14 protein-coding genes are annotated in these 13,748 nt (G+C 66.4%); 13 read left to right on the top strand and 1 reads right to left on the bottom strand.

The annotated features are described in order from the left end of the window. Nucleotides 1–38: 38 nt before the first annotated feature. The 6 genes from FHT36_RS11880 (at nt 39) to FHT36_RS11860 (ending at nt 5,700) form a co-directional block, all read left to right on the top strand. The gene (locus tag FHT36_RS11880; RefSeq protein WP_169122696.1) at nt 39–824 is read left to right on the top strand and encodes an enoyl-CoA hydratase-related protein; all 786 of its coding nucleotides are present in this window, start codon (nt 39–41) and stop codon (nt 822–824) included. 832 nt (nt 825–1,656) lie between these two features. Next, a complete protein-coding gene (locus tag FHT36_RS11875; RefSeq protein WP_246702166.1) occupies nt 1,657–2,667 on the top strand; it encodes an MBL fold metallo-hydrolase in 1,011 nt (336 codons plus the stop codon). A gap of 252 nt (nt 2,668–2,919) precedes the next feature. Further along, the gene (locus tag FHT36_RS11870; RefSeq protein WP_169122695.1) at nt 2,920–3,759 is read left to right on the top strand and encodes an IclR family transcriptional regulator; all 840 of its coding nucleotides are present in this window, start codon (nt 2,920–2,922) and stop codon (nt 3,757–3,759) included. Nucleotides 3,760–3,911: 152 nt separating this feature from the next. Then, nucleotides 3,912–4,034, top strand: coding sequence for a hypothetical protein (locus FHT36_RS24715; RefSeq protein WP_281408780.1), 123 nt, complete (start codon nt 3,912–3,914; stop codon nt 4,032–4,034). A 269-nt stretch (nt 4,035–4,303) separates the two neighbouring features. Beyond that, the gene (locus FHT36_RS11865) at nt 4,304–5,389 is read left to right on the top strand and encodes an NAD/NADP octopine/nopaline dehydrogenase family protein (RefSeq protein WP_169122694.1); all 1,086 of its coding nucleotides are present in this window, start codon (nt 4,304–4,306) and stop codon (nt 5,387–5,389) included. Nucleotides 5,390–5,565: 176 nt separating this feature from the next. After that, complete coding sequence (locus FHT36_RS11860) at nt 5,566–5,700, top strand: VOC family protein (RefSeq protein ID WP_348644437.1); 135 nt, start codon at nt 5,566–5,568, stop codon at nt 5,698–5,700. 34 nt (nt 5,701–5,734) lie between these two features. On the opposite strand, the gene FHT36_RS11855 is transcribed toward FHT36_RS11860, so the two are convergent. Continuing rightward, nucleotides 5,735–6,478 (bottom strand): GntR family transcriptional regulator, encoded by a 744-nt coding sequence (locus FHT36_RS11855; protein WP_169122692.1) that lies wholly within the window; start codon nt 6,476–6,478, stop codon nt 5,735–5,737. 400 nt (nt 6,479–6,878) lie between these two features. On the opposite strand from FHT36_RS11855, the gene FHT36_RS11850 reads away from it, so the two are divergent. The 7 genes from FHT36_RS11850 to FHT36_RS11825 are packed head-to-tail and all read left to right on the top strand — an operon-like array spanning nt 6,879 to nt 13,743. Then, a complete protein-coding gene (locus FHT36_RS11850) occupies nt 6,879–8,039 on the top strand; it encodes an enolase C-terminal domain-like protein (RefSeq protein ID WP_169122691.1) in 1,161 nt (386 codons plus the stop codon). Between the two features lie 26 nt (nt 8,040–8,065). Beyond that, nucleotides 8,066–9,202 carry a Xaa-Pro peptidase family protein gene (locus FHT36_RS24210; RefSeq protein WP_210257695.1) on the top strand — a complete coding sequence of 379 codons (1,137 nt, stop codon included), beginning with the start codon at nt 8,066–8,068 and terminating at the stop codon, nt 9,200–9,202. A gap of 3 nt (nt 9,203–9,205) precedes the next feature. Continuing rightward, nucleotides 9,206–10,021, top strand: coding sequence for an ABC transporter ATP-binding protein (locus tag FHT36_RS24205; RefSeq protein ID WP_210257694.1), 816 nt, complete (start codon nt 9,206–9,208; stop codon nt 10,019–10,021). Nucleotides 10,022–10,024: 3 nt separating this feature from the next. Then, complete coding sequence (locus FHT36_RS11840; protein ID WP_169122690.1) at nt 10,025–10,813, top strand: ABC transporter permease; 789 nt, start codon at nt 10,025–10,027, stop codon at nt 10,811–10,813. Between the two features lie 60 nt (nt 10,814–10,873). Further along, nucleotides 10,874–11,866, top strand: coding sequence for an ABC transporter substrate-binding protein (locus FHT36_RS11835; RefSeq protein WP_169122689.1), 993 nt, complete (start codon nt 10,874–10,876; stop codon nt 11,864–11,866). Between the two features lie 23 nt (nt 11,867–11,889). After that, on the top strand, nt 11,890–12,966 hold the full coding sequence (locus FHT36_RS11830; protein WP_169122688.1) for a hypothetical protein: 1,077 nt from the start codon (nt 11,890–11,892) through the stop codon (nt 12,964–12,966). 3 nt (nt 12,967–12,969) lie between these two features. Beyond that, nucleotides 12,970–13,743 (top strand): SDR family NAD(P)-dependent oxidoreductase, encoded by a 774-nt coding sequence (locus FHT36_RS11825; RefSeq protein WP_169122687.1) that lies wholly within the window; start codon nt 12,970–12,972, stop codon nt 13,741–13,743. Nucleotides 13,744–13,748: the final 5 nt, after the last annotated feature.

Genomic DNA, 13,748 nt, shown 5'->3' with positions numbered 1-13,748 from the left:
AGACGGCAGCCTCATCTCGCACGGACAGGGAGTTCCACATGACCGGTTTCACCGACATCCTCTACGAGGCGTCGGGGGGCGTCGCCCGCATCACCATCAATCGCCCGGACAAGTACAATGCCTTCCGCGGGCAGACCTGCGAAGAGCTCATCACCGCCTTCAACAGGGCCGGCTGGGACAAGTCCGTGGGCGTGATCGTCCTCACCGGCGCGGGCGACAAGGCGTTCTGCACCGGCGGTGACCAGTCGGCCCATGACGGCGGCTATGACGGCCGCGGCCTGGTCGGCCTGCCGGTGGAAGATCTGCAGACGGTCATCCGCGACATGCCCAAGCCCGTCATCGCGCGGGTGAACGGCTACGCCATCGGCGGCGGCAATGTTCTGGTGACGTGCTGCGACCTCGCCATCGCATCGGAGACCGCGCAGTTCGGGCAGGTCGGGCCGAGGGTGGGCTCGGTGGATCCCGGCTTCGGGACCGCCCTTCTCGCCCGCACGGTGGGCGAGAAGAAAGCACGGGAGATCTGGTATCTCTGCCGGCGCTACAAGGCTCAGGAAGCGCTCGAGATGGGGCTGGTGAACCGCGTGGTGCCGGCGGCGGAGCTCGACGCGGAAGTGGCGCGGTGGTGCGATGAGATTCTCGCCTTGAGTCCCACGGCGATCGCCATCGCCAAGCGATCCTTCAATGCCGATTCCGAATCCATTCGCGGCATCAGCGCGCTGGGGATGCAGACGCTTGCGCTCTTCTACGAAACCGCCGAATCCAAGGAAGGTGTCAACGCCTTCATGGAGAAGCGCAAGCCGCGGTTCCGCGACACAGGCGAGTGAAGGGCCTTTCCCGCCGGCCTGAGGCCGGCGGGACTCCAGGGAAGGGAGAAGCGAGCGGCAATGACCGACGTCAGGCCGCTTGATCTTGCCCTTCTGCGCCGCTGGATCGGCCGCGAGAAGACTGCGGAAGAACGGGTGACACATGGGCTTGCCGAGCGCCTCGGCGCGACGTTCGAGGAGCACGCGCGCGGACGGGACATCCGCGACTGTCCCCCAGATGCTGCACAGGTGCCTTGCGCCGCCGGCGGTGCGGCACGTGCCGACCTGCGGCGGGACTTCACGCCGTTGCCGGTCATCGTCCGCGCCAACAGCGCCGGAACCTCGTGGCACGACGCGGACCTCGCCGCCGTCGCGCGTCTTGCGCCGGCGGCGCTGACCTATGCAGAGGTACGCTGCCGCCCATTCTGCGCGCTTCCGACCGTGACCTGGGCCACCGTCTCCACGCCGCACTTCATATCGAGCGCCCCGGCTATCCCGGCTGCCGACATCCATGCGATCGCCAGATCGCCTGGGCCGAAGCGGTGCTCGCCAGCGGGGCTGGGGCACAGAGCGTCGGCGGTGCCATGGCGGACGAACCTGTGCGCAAGCGCGCCCACGCGATACTGGCATGGCAGGGGGAGCCCGGCCCGTCGCGGTGATGGGTTTCCGGACTTTGACAATGGCGTGTGCGTCAGCACGCTTGTGGGGGTCGTCGCCTTCTGGAACGCGGCGCTGGCGACGCAGGTCTTTTCGGGGAACGAATGGGGAGGCCCGCGTCCGGGAAGGCCGGGTGCGCGAGGTGCGGGTCGCCCGGAGCTGACCAATCCAGCGCCACGCGCGTCGAAAGGAATGCATGATGACGGCCGGTGTGGACGCGGATGTGGCGGAAGGCCTGAGCACGGTGGCGCCCGATCTTCTGCGCCTGAAGGTGCCGCTTCCCTTCCCGCCGTGGGACGTGAACGCATGGCTTCTCCCCGGCCCCGACGGGTGGACGCTGATCGATTCCGGTGTTCACGATGCGCCGACCCGCGCGCTCTACGAGCGTGTGCTGGCAGACCGGCGTCTCGGCGGCAGGCCCGTGGACCGGCTCCTCGTCACGCATTTCCATCCAGATCACGTCGGCCTTGCCGGCTGGCTCCACGCGCGCACCGGTGCCGAGATTTACATGAGCCGGGTGGAGTGGATGCAGGCCCGTCTGCTGCTGAATGAGCAGGCGGACGAGGTGATACCTCAGATCGTGTCGCATTTCGGTCGATGCGGCGCTCCGGAGGCATTTCTCGGCTTTCTGAAGCAGCGCGGCGTCCTCTACCACAAATGGGTGGGGCCGTTGCCGCGCCGATATCACCGGCTTCAGGAAGGGGACACGGTCAGCCTCGCTGGTGCCGCTTGGCGGGTGATGATCGGCGAGGGGCATGCTCCGGAGATGGTCTGCCTGTACAGCGCAGAGCGTCGGATCCTGATCGCTGCGGATCAGGTTCTGGAGCGGATCTCGCCGCATATCGGCACCCACCCGTCCGATCCGGACGCCGACCCGCTGGCTGTCTTCCTGCGGTCGCTCGGAAAGTTCGAGGCGTTGCCCGAGGATACGTTCGTACTGCCGTCCCATGGTGAGCCATTTTACGGACTGCATGCGCGCATCGCCGCGCTGCGGGCACATCACGCGGAGCGTCTTTCGAAGCTGCTGGACTTCTGTGCGGTTCCCCGGACGGCGATGGACACCCTCGCTGTCCTGTTCCGCCCGCAGCCAATGGAGCAATACGGGTTCGCCCTCAGCGAGGCTCTGGCGCATCTGCAGCATCTTGAACGCCTGGGGAAGATCAACCGCGACCTTTCCGGGGATCAATGGACGTTTGCGCGACGCTGACGTCCTGTGCGTCCCCGGGCGAGGGCGCTGGCGAGGACCGCGAACGAGACCCTGGAGCGGGATACGGAAGAACCCCTGCGGCACCGATCATCTCTCGGGAATTCTTGCCCTTTCGTCCTGCGCCGCGGGGAGCCCACGAGGTTTCGGAAGGGGATATCTGTCAATATCTTGACAGTAATGTCCGTTTGCATTCTCCTCTGTGAATAACAGGCGGGGAGGTGGCGGCAAGCTGCCCCTCATCGGGAGGATGCCATGCCGATGCGAGGTTCGCCTTCAGGTCGCGCTGAGGTCCACGTCGTCAAGTCAGCCGCGAGGACGCTCGAAATCCTTGAGTTTTTTGACGAGGTGCGGCAGCCGGCGAATGTGGTCACCGTCTCGGAAGCCCTTAGATATCCTCAGTCGAGCACGGCTGCTCTTTTGCGCAGCATGGTTGCCATGGGCTATCTGCAGTTCGATGCCAGGGCGCGCACCTACCTGCCGACCGACAGGGTGGGGCTGCTTGGGAGCTGGATCAGTCCGCCGCTCTTCGAGGACGGGGCGCTGCTGCGGATGATGCGGGCGATCCATCGTCGGACAGGCCAGCTTGCTCTGATTGCCGCGCGCAACGGCGATTTCGCGCAATATATTCACGTAATGAAGCAGGCCGATGCGGTGTCGTGCCATATCCAGATCGGCATGAAACGTCCGATCGCTTTCTCTGGTGCCGGGCTCGTGCTGCTGGCGACCACCTCCGATGGCGAGGTGAAGAGCTTGGTCCACCGGCTCAATGCGTACGCGTCCAGCGATGCCGTGCGGATCCACCTGCCGGAACTGCTCGCCGAACTCGCTCAAATCCGTCGCCGCGGGTATTGCGTTTCCAGGAGCCGAGTGGTCGACAATTTCGGCTCGATCGCCCTCAGGCTGCCGGCAGAGCTGACCTCGCGTCCCTTGGTCGTTGGTCTCGGCGGCTGCACGAACGTCATCGAGGAGCGTGAGAGCGAGCTTGTCGCCATCATGCGGGAAGAAATTGCCTGCCACCTTGTCAGGCCTCGCGGGGAGAGCGCCTCTCTCGCGAGCTCATCTGACGGACGCCTCCAGACGAGCGCGGCATGAGGGACTGTGGTTGCCGCGCATGGTCGGACATGGACGTGGCGAGAGGACTCATTCGAGCCTCGCGCCGAATACGCTCAGGATGGTCTTCCGCATCTGAACGTCGGGCAGTGGGCCGGCGACGGTGTGACGTTGCCCCTCTTGGCTAGTCCAGCTTGAAGTTCGTACTGGTCCGTTGCGAGGACCAGACCATGAGCCGCAGCCGGTTCACGGAAGGGCAGATCATCGCCATGCCGAAGGAGCATGAGGCCGGGCTGCCGGTCTCCGATCTGTGCTGAAAGCACGGGGTCAGCGACGCCGCCCGCCGTTTCGCTCCGCTTCCGGATGGCGTGATTAAAACCAGGGCAAATGCTCGCAATAGGGTGCTGATATCGTTGGCGGAGTGCCAATCTCCGCTGCACCACGATGCGCCTGCCGGTTTCGCTTGACAGGGTCAATTGTGATCATTGAATGTGATCAAATAAGTTTAAGTAAGGCCAGGGTGTCGCTGTCCGCGTGGGCGGTCCCGCAGTCGCGGGGCGGGGCGCGGAGGCTGAGGGAGCAGGGCATGGACGTGACTGTGGTGGGCTGCGGGGCCGGAGCGTGTGCGGCGGCGGTCGAGTTGCTCGCGGCCGGGCACCGGGTGCGCGTTTGGTCCCGCTCGCGGGCGACCATCGCGCCCCATCTGGAGCGCGGCGGAATTGTCTATGACGGCGTTCTCGGCGAAGGGCTCGCCGTGCCGCAGCGCATGACCACGGACCTGGCGGAGGCGCTCGCGGGCGCCGACGCGGCGGTTGTGGTGCTCCCCACCTTCCTGCATGCGGGTGTCGCCCGCGCCATGATCGATGCGGACATGCGCGTGGACATGCCGGTTATCCTCAATCCCGGCCATACGGGCGGCGCGCTGGAATTCGCGCAGGTGTTCGTTCAGGCGGGCCGCCGGCCGCCGCCGCTGGTCGAGTTCTCCACGCTGACCTATGTGGCGCGCAAATACGGCCCGGATTCGGTCACGGTCAGTGGGCGCGCGGGCGCGGTGCGCGCGGCGCCGCTCGGGGGCTCCCAGGAGGTGCTGGATCTGGCCATCGGGCTGTTTCCCGGCGCGACGCCGGTTCGCGATGTCCTCGCCTCTGGGCTCTGCAACGTCAACATGGTGCTGCACGCCCCCGGTGCCGTGCTGGCCGCCGCCTGGGTTGAGGCGACCGGTGGCAACTTCACCTTCTATGTGGAGGGCATGACGGAGGGGGTGGCCCGCGTCGTCCGCACGCTCGACGGTGAACGCCTCGCGGTTGCCCGTGCCTTCGGTCACGACCTGCCCAACCTCATGGGTGAGATGCATAAGATCGGCACGATTGATGCGCTGGACGATCCCGACGACTATCGCGGTGCCATCTCCGCCGGCTCGGCGAACCAGCGCATCCGTGCGCCGGGCTCGTTCGACCATCGCTACTACAAGGAGGACTTCGGTCACGGCCTGCTGCCCTTCCTCGAATTGGCGCAGATCGCCGGTGTGGACGTGCCGGTGGCGGTCGCGCTGATGCGTCTCGCCGAGACCGCGGTGGACGTGGACTATCGCGCGGGCGGACGCACGGCGCAGGCCATGGGCATCGCCGGCCTCTCCTTTGCTGGGCTGCTGGAGAAGGTGAGGGCGGCATGAGCTGGCAGGGCGAGCAGGAGATTGCGCGCTGCGCCGCAGAGGCGGGGGCAGAAGTGCGCGCCCTCGGCATTCTCTGGCCCGAGGGCGTGCGGCAGGCGTAGGATGCGGCCGAGGCGCTCGGCGGGGCGGACATTGCCCTTTCCCATTCCCGGCAGATCGACCCCATCACCTTCGCGGTGGGTGACCTGCGTGCCATGCGCGACCGCCTGAAGTCGGCCGAGGTACCCTTCTCCACACACCTGCACGACGGACCCTACGGCCTCGCCATCTGTGTGGCGGACCCGGATGGGACCACGGTGGAACTCTATTAGGTGGCGCGACGGCCGAGGGGTGAGGGCAGCACCGTCAGGTGTCGAAAAGCAGCTCCAGCCCGCGGGTGAAGGGCAGTTCGATGCTCTGTCCGCCACCCACGTTAAGCAGCGCCTGGCCCGTGCGCCGGATGTCGTGCAGCACGGCGCGCTTGGCCGCGCCGGGATTTTCCGCCTTGAGCGCCTCGATGATCTTGACGTGGCTTGATGCGTCCCACGGCATCGAAGGCACAAGGAACGACATGTACATGGTCGGGCCGAACTGCAGCCACAAGGATTCGATCAGCGGCAACAGAACGTCCGAGCCGGACGCCTCGTACAGCGTGAAGTGGAACTTCTGATTCTGCGATAGGCAGTTCATGATGTCGCGCTTCTCGATGGCCTGGAGCAGGCTCTTGTTGATTGCCGTCAGCTCCGTGATCAAGTCCTTCGTGCACACCTTGGCTGCGCGTTCAGTGGCATTGCCCTCCAGCTGCTCGCGCACATCGAACAGGTCGGCAATCTTCTCCGGCGTCAGCCGGGGCACCCGAACCGAGCCGCCTTTCGTCTCCTCCAGTGCATTGGCGGCGACGAGCCGGCTCAGCACCTCGCGAACCGGCATGGGACTGGTGCCGAGGGCGGCGGCAAGCTTTCTGAGGCTCATGACCTGCCCCGGCAAGAAGGCGCCGACCATGAGGCCGCGATACATGTATCTGGCGACGAGATCGTAGACATGGGCGCGCCCGCGCGTGGCCTTCTCCTCCGGCGCGGGGGGCGTCTTGTTGGTCTTCGCGTTGGCCATCGGGTCCTCGCCACCGCCGGCCGCGGGACGCCTGTCGGAAGCGGCCGGAGCGGAAGGCGGTCGATCGATCTGTGATCTCAATATGTGATCAATAATTTAGTCGTCCAGGATCGGCAACCCGAGAATGAACGAGCTAGACACTACACCAAGCCACGCGCGCCGGAAACGCTTCGATCGGGTGGTTAGCGCCGCCGCTCCCATATCGTGGATCGTACCTGCCGGGAGGCGAAGGCCCTCGCGTAGACAAGGCTTTTCGGGCCACGTCACCGTTGAACGCCGTGCCGGAAATTACGGCGCGCGCCCAACGAATGGGCACTAAAAAAACTGCACTGATCTTCATCCGGGATCGTTGACAGCTTCAAAATGTGATCACACTATGTGCTCACATTGGAGCCAAGACGTGCCGAAAATCGCCAGCATCGAGACCCTTGTCGTACAGCTTCCGACCCGGCGGAAGCATCAATGGACCGGGCTGACGGAGCCCATCGGCCGATACCTGCTCGTGAAGATGACCGACGACGACGGCCGGACCGGCTGGGGCGAGGCGCCGGCGCTCAAGGATTGGGGCGGCGAGTTCGGCCGCTATTTCGGCGAGAGCGTCGCCATCGCCGACCTGCTGATCCAGCGCTATCTCGCGCCCGCCATCGTCGGCGCCGAGCTTGCCAATCCGGCCGAGCTGCATGCCCGTATGGACGCCGTGCTGAAAGGCTATCCCTACGCCAAGGCGGCGGTGGAGTTCGCCTACTACGACGTGAGCGGCCGCTGGCTGGGGGTTCCGGTCCACACCCTGCTGGGCGGCAAGTCGCGGTCGCGCGTGCCGGTCACCCATTCCATCGGTCTCATCTCGCTGGAGGAGGCCGCAGCCGAGGCGGAGAAGGTCGCCGCCGAGGGAATACGCACCATCAAGGTGAAGATCGGCGTGGACCCGGACCGCGACGTCGCGGTGGTGGGCGCGGTGCGGGCCGCGGCGGGCGACAAGGTGGACATCTGCGTGGACGCCAACGAAGGCTATCGCACGCCGGGCGATGCCATCCGCACCATCCGCAAGATGGAAAAATACGAGCTGAAGTACGTCGAGCAGCCGGTGATGGGCATCGAGCGGATCGCCGAGGTCGCGCGGGCCATCGACGCGCCGGTGATGGCCGACGAATCCGCCTGGAACGCCCACGACGCCATCCAGATCATCGAACGCCGGGCCGCCCAGATTGTCTCGATCTACACCACCAAGCCCGGCGGCCTCTACAAGGCGATGGAGGTCGCCGCGGTGTGCCGTGCTGCTGGCATTGTCTGCAACGTGAACGGCTCGGTGGAAACGGGCGTGGGCAACCTCGCCAACATCCACCTGGCCGCGTCCGCGCCGGCCGTCACCCTCTCGAATGTCGTGCCGGTCTCCACCCCCGCCGCGTTCCAGCGGGGCCAGATCGGCGGCATCTACTACACGGACGACCTGATCTGCCAGCCGCTCACCCTCGTGGACGGGGCCATCGAGGTGCCCACCGGTCCCGGCATGGGCATCGACATCGATCCCGAGAAGATCGCCCGCTACACCGTTCCGGCCTGAGCCGAAGCACCCAGGGATAAGAACACATGCGTGAGGAAATCCTCAGCCGGCAGGCTGCCGCCATGCGCGAACAGGGCATCGACGCGATCGTCTCCTGCTCGCCGGAGAACTTCGCCTATGCGGCCGGCTTCGTCGTCCCCTCCCAGCCGCTGCTGCGCCATCGCCACGCCATGGCGGTGGTGAGCGCGGATGCAGCGCTCAATCTGTTCGTCGTGGACATGGAGGAGAGCACGGTGGTGCGCGAGGCGCCCGGCGTGCTGCTCACCATCTGGAAGGAGTTCTCCGACGACGCCATGAGCGTGCTCGCCACGATGCTCGGCGGCCTCGGCCTCTCGGGCGGGCGCATAGGCATCGAGATGGACTACCTGCCGGCGGGAGACTTCGCCCGCCTCTCGGCGGCCCTGCCGGGCGTCACCTTCGTGCCCGCCGAGCATCTCCTCTCGCGCCTCAGGCAGATCAAGACGCCCGGCGAAGTGGCGTTGCTGCGCCGGCTCGCGCGCATCGCGGACCAGGCCATCGGCGATACGCTCTCGGCCCTCAAGCCCGGCGATACCGAGCTCGACATCGCCGCTTATCTCACACGCAACATCTACGAACTGGGTGCCGAGCACTTCAAGCTGCTCATCACCGCCACCGGCGAGCGCAGCCAGTTGCCGAACGTCGGCCCCACCGACCGCAAGCTGGTGCGCGGCGACGTCTGCCGCGTGGAGATCTTCTCCGTCATCGGCGGCTATCAGGCGGGCGTCTGCCGTACCGCTTATGTTGAAGAGTCGCCGCCCATGGCCGAAGAAGTCTGGCAGGTGATGGTGGATTGCAAGTATCGGCTGCTCGATCTTGCCAAGCCGGGGGCCGACTGCCTCGAGATCTACAACGATTTCGTGGGGCGGCTGAAAGCGCATAATTTGCCGCCGATCTCCTTCGTCGGTCACGGCATCGGCCTCCACCTTCACGAGGACCCCTATCTCGGGGCAACGCCTCTCCTTGGCCAGCCCGGGAAGTCGGCGGCTCTCGAGGAGAACATGGTGCTGGGCTTCGAGCCCCTTTGCTACCGCACGGGCTACGGCTTCGGGGTCCAGAACAAGGACCTGATGCTGATCACCGCCACCGGTTCGGAGCTGTTGTCGGACTATACCGACACCGACCGGCTGATCAGGATCGGTTGAGCCATGGCCAAAGCCCCCGGAATAGCGATCGAGGACCTGTCCGTCGTTTTCAAGACCAAGACGGGCGTCACCACGGCGCTCGACAAGGTTTCATTCGATATCGCGCCCGGCTCCTTCCTCAGCGTGGTGGGACCCTCGGGCTGCGGCAAGACCACCTTGCTCAAGATCCTCTCCGGCGTGCTCCAGCCCTCGGGCGGCCGCGTGCTGTTCGACGGGGAGCCGCTAGCGCGAACCAAGGTGCAGGGGCAGGTGGGCTACGTGTTTCAGCGGGCCTTGCTCCTGCCGTGGCGGAGCGCGCTCGACAACGTGATGCTGACCCTGGAAGTCGCCCGCCGCGGCATGAGCCGGAGCGAGCGCGAGGCCGAGGCCCGGCACTGGCTCCAGGTTGCCGGCCTCGCCGGCTTCGAGCATCGCTTCCCGCACGAGCTGTCCGGCGGCATGCAGCAGCGGGTCTCCATCTGCCGCGCGCTCGCCTTCCGCCCGAGAATTCTCCTGATGGACGAGCCTTTCGCTGCCCTCGACGAGATCACGCGGGAGACCCTTCAGGAGGAACTGCTGCGCATCTGGGCCCAGACGGAGACGACGGTCGTCTTCATCACCCACTCGATCCCCGAGGCGGTGCTCTTGTCCGAACAGATCGTCGTCATGTCCGCGCGCCCCGGCCGCGTGCTGGAGCGCATCAACGTGCCCTTTGCCCGCCCCCGCACCGAGAAAATCCGGGAAATGCCGGACTTCGCCGCGCTCGCCTCCCGCATCCGCGGGCTGCTGCGCCCCCGGGATCCGGCATCGGCGCCGGCGCCCGTCATGGCGGAGGTGTGAACCATGTCCGGCGCCTCGCTCTATCGCGTCTCGGTCACCTTCGGCCAGGTGCTCGTCTTCGTCGCCTTCTTCGGCCTGTGGGAAGTGCTGGTGGACTTCCTCGGCATCAAGCCGGTGATCCTGCCCCCGCCCTCTCGCATCGCCGAGGTGGCGTGGGAGAGCCGGGCCATCCTCATCAAGAACACCTGGCCCACCTTCGTCGCCATCTCCCTCGGCTTCCTGACGGCGGTGGCCAGCGGCTTCGTCATCGCGGTGGGCATCGCCTATTCTCGGGTGATCCGTGACCTGACCTATCCGTTTCTCGTGGCGGCGCAGATCCTGCCCAAGATCGCCTTCGCGCCGCTCTTCCTCATCTGGTTCGGCTTCGGCCTCACGCCCAAGGTGGTGATCGCGGCGCTGATCGCTTTCTTCCCGGTGGTGATCAACACGTCCAAGGGGCTCACCTCGGTCGATTCCGAGCTGTTGCAATACATGGACTCGCTGGGCGCCAGCACCTGGGAGAAATTCACCAAGATCAGCCTGCCCTGGGCCATGCCCTATTTCTTCGCAGCGCTGAAGATCTCCATCACCCTCGCCATCGTCGGTGCCGTGGTGGGCGAGTTCGTCGCTGCCGGCGAGGGGCTCGGATACGTCATCAACGCCTCCAACATCACGCTCGATACCGAGCTGATGTTCGCCGCCATCATCTGCCTCAGCGTCCTCGGCATCCTCATGTTTCTCGCCGTGGTGCTGGCCGAGCGCCTCCTCATTCCGTCCGCCCCGGAAGGCGGCGGGGTGCAGGCCACCATGTGAGCGGCAGGGCCGCAGACCTCGTGTTGAAACAGAACCTTCCAGCAACAAAGGGGAACGGACATGTGGACGGAACGCAGGTCTCTTCTGAAACTCACGGCCGCCGCCGGCATCGCACTGTCGGGGCTTCTGGCGCCCGTGGTGGCGCAGGCGGCCGACAAGGTGAAGCTGCGGCTCGATTGGGTTTTCGGTTCCGAGCACGCGCCGATCTTCCTCGCCCTGGAGCGTGGCTACTTCCGCGATGAAGGCATTGATGTCGATCTCCTGCCTGGTGAGGGCTCGTCCGTCACCGTGAAGCTGGTGGGTAATCGGGACGCGGAGTTCGGCTATGCCACCGCCGACCAGATCCTGATCGGCGCCCAGCGCGGGTTGGATCTGGTGGCGACTGCGGTGGTGCTCCAACAGAATCCCACGGCCTTCATCTTCAAGACGTCCCAGAACATCAAGGACGTGAAGACCGACCTCTACGGCAAGACCATCGGCGTCCAGCTCAAGAGCAATACCGGGCGCCAGTGGGAGGCCATGAAGAAGGACCTCAAGCTCGATCCCGCCAAGCTGCGCGAGGTGCCGGCCGACGGAGCGCTCGTCGCCATGATCGCCTCGAACCGCATCGATGTGGGCGTCGGCTTCTATTTCAACGACGCGCTGAAGCTGAGGGCGACGGGCGAGGATGTGAGCTGGATCCTCTTCGAGGACCTCGGCATGAAGATGTACTCCACTTCCCTGCTCACCAACCCGGCCCTGGTGAAGGAGAAGCCGGATCTCGTGAAGCGCTTCACCCGGGCCTTCCTGAAGGGCTGGCAGGCCGCCATCGACGATCCCAAGGCGGCCTACGAGGCCTTCATCAAGGCCAATCCCAGCACCGACAAGGTGTATGCGGAGCTGAAGCTGCCCGAGGTTCTCAAACTCACCCAGTCGCCTGACGTGAAGCAGAACGGTCTCGGCCACTCGACCGCAGCGGCCTGGGAGAGCCTTCAGGCGCAGCTGATCGCCATGGAGATGATGAAGGACAAGACCGACATCTCCAAGGTGTTCACCAACGACTTCCTGAAGTGATCCCCGAGCACAAAGGGCAGACCGTGGCCAACAGCGACATTCTCATCATCGGAACCGGCTATTTCGCCGAGATCATGATCAGTGACCTGGCGGCCACGGCGCGCGCGCCCGTCCGGGTCACCATAGGCGGGCGTAATCGCGAGCGCATGACGTGGCTCGCGCAGGCGGGCAACGCCCGCGCCGCCATTTTCGGCACGCCGGCCACCTTCGATACCCTCGCGGTCGACCAGTCTTCGGCGGAGACGGTGGGCGAAGCCATCGCCGCCTCCGCGCCCGGCGTGGTGGTCCAGTCCGCCTCGCTCCAGTCCCCCTGGAAGGTGGACCGGATGGACAGCGCGTGGTCCAAGCTGGTGGCGGAGGCCGGCTTCGGCATGACCATCGCGTTCCACGCTTTGCTGCCGTCCCGCTCGTCGCGCGCGGTGAAGGCCGGCGGCGCCGACATCGCTTTCGTCAACACCTGCTATCCGGATGGGGTGAACCAGGTGCTGGCGGCGTCCGGCCTGCCCATCACCTGCGGCGTGGGCAATATCGGCATCTTCTCGTCCATCATCGAGGCGCTGGTCCCTCCGGAGCAGCGTGCCAGCGTGCGCGTGCTCGGCCACCACCAGCATCTGGTCCAGTGGCGAAAGCCCGGCACCGAGCGCACCGGCGCCCCCGTGCGCGCCTGGATCGGCCGCGAGGAGGTCGAGGACGTAGACGGCTGGACCCGCCACGTGCAGCTCCCTTACCGCGATCTCAACGCCATCTCCGGCGCTGCCGCCGTTCCCGTGTTGCTGGCGCTTGCCGGCCACGGCGAAATCCGCGCCCACGTGCCGGGGCCTGCGGGCCTGCCGGGCGGATATCCGATCAGGGTCGATCGCGGCCGGGTGACGCTCGATTTGCCGGACGGGATGACCGAGGCAGAGGCCGTGGCCTGGAACCGGGGCTTCGAGGCGGCGGACGGCGTCAGCGTGAGCGGGGATGGACGGGTGGTCTATTCCGAGGCCGCGCGGCGCGCGCTGTCGGCCTACAGCCCGGACCTCGCGGCCGGTTTCCAGGTGAGCGAAGTGGAAGCGGCGGCCACGGCGCTAGGCGAGCTGCGCGCCCGGCTTGGCGGTTGAGGCATGGCCCTGCCTCAGCTGCCGGAAACGCCGTCCTTCCGCCTGGAAGGGCGCCGCGCCCTCGTCACCGGTGCCGGTCGCGGCATCGGCCTCGGGGCGGCCGCGGCCCTGGCGCGCGCGGGCGCCCATGTGACCCTGTGCGCACGCACGGCAGCCGAAGTGGAGGCCCGGGCCGACGCCATCCGGTCGGCTGGCGGTGCCGCATCCGCGCTGCCCCTCGACATCACCGACCTGCCGGCGATGCAGGACGCGCTGGAGCGGATCGAGCCATTCGACATTCTGGTGAGCAATGCCGGCACCAATCGCCCGCGCCCGCTGCTCGACACGACGCCCGAGGATTTCGACGCCGTCTTCGATCTCAACGTGAAGGCCGCCTATTTCCTCGCCCGGAGCGTCGCGAGCACCCTCATTGCCGCCGGACGACCGGGATCGATCATCCACATCTCGTCGCAGCTCGGGCATGTGGGCGCGGCCAACCGGTCGCTCTATGTCGCCTCGAAATTCGCGATCGAGGGCCTCACCAAGGCGCTCGCGGTAGAGCTTGGGCCGCACGGCATCCGCGTCAACGCCATCGCGCCCACCTTCATCGACACGCCCCTGACCCGCTCCTACGGACTGGACGACGACGCGCTGGCCGCGGTCCGTGCGCGCATCAAGCTCGGTCGCATCGGCCGGGTCGAGGATGTGATGGGCGCCGTCCTGTTCCTCGCCGGCGATGCCGCCGCGCTCGTGACCGGGGCATCCCTCCTCGTCGATGGCGGGTGGACCGCCGATTGATCCCC

This window comes from Xanthobacter sp. SG618 (genome assembly GCF_012932745.1).
GTDB classification, from domain to species: Bacteria; Pseudomonadota; Alphaproteobacteria; order Rhizobiales; family Xanthobacteraceae; genus Xanthobacter; species Xanthobacter flavus.
The sequence above is the reverse complement of the archived record's forward strand: the minus strand, read 5'-3'. Positions and strand labels throughout refer to the sequence as shown.

Excerpts from the sequence above, each read along its gene's own strand:
- FHT36_RS11880 (WP_169122696.1), top strand. The coding sequence starts at position 39 with ATGACCGGTTTCACCGACATCCTCTACGAGGCGTCGGGGGGCGTCGCC.
- FHT36_RS11875 (WP_246702166.1), top strand. The coding sequence starts at position 1,657 with ATGATGACGGCCGGTGTGGACGCGGATGTGGCGGAAGGCCTGAGCACG.
- FHT36_RS11870 (WP_169122695.1), top strand. The coding sequence starts at position 2,920 with ATGCCGATGCGAGGTTCGCCTTCAGGTCGCGCTGAGGTCCACGTCGTC.
- FHT36_RS11865 (WP_169122694.1), top strand. The coding sequence starts at position 4,304 with ATGGACGTGACTGTGGTGGGCTGCGGGGCCGGAGCGTGTGCGGCGGCG.
- FHT36_RS11855 (WP_169122692.1), bottom strand. The coding sequence starts at position 6,478 with ATGGCCAACGCGAAGACCAACAAGACGCCCCCCGCGCCGGAGGAGAAG.
- FHT36_RS24210 (WP_210257695.1), top strand. The coding sequence starts at position 8,066 with ATGCGTGAGGAAATCCTCAGCCGGCAGGCTGCCGCCATGCGCGAACAG.
- FHT36_RS24205 (WP_210257694.1), top strand. The coding sequence starts at position 9,206 with ATGGCCAAAGCCCCCGGAATAGCGATCGAGGACCTGTCCGTCGTTTTC.
- FHT36_RS11840 (WP_169122690.1), top strand. The coding sequence starts at position 10,025 with ATGTCCGGCGCCTCGCTCTATCGCGTCTCGGTCACCTTCGGCCAGGTG.
- FHT36_RS11835 (WP_169122689.1), top strand. The coding sequence starts at position 10,874 with ATGTGGACGGAACGCAGGTCTCTTCTGAAACTCACGGCCGCCGCCGGC.
- FHT36_RS11825 (WP_169122687.1), top strand. The coding sequence starts at position 12,970 with ATGGCCCTGCCTCAGCTGCCGGAAACGCCGTCCTTCCGCCTGGAAGGG.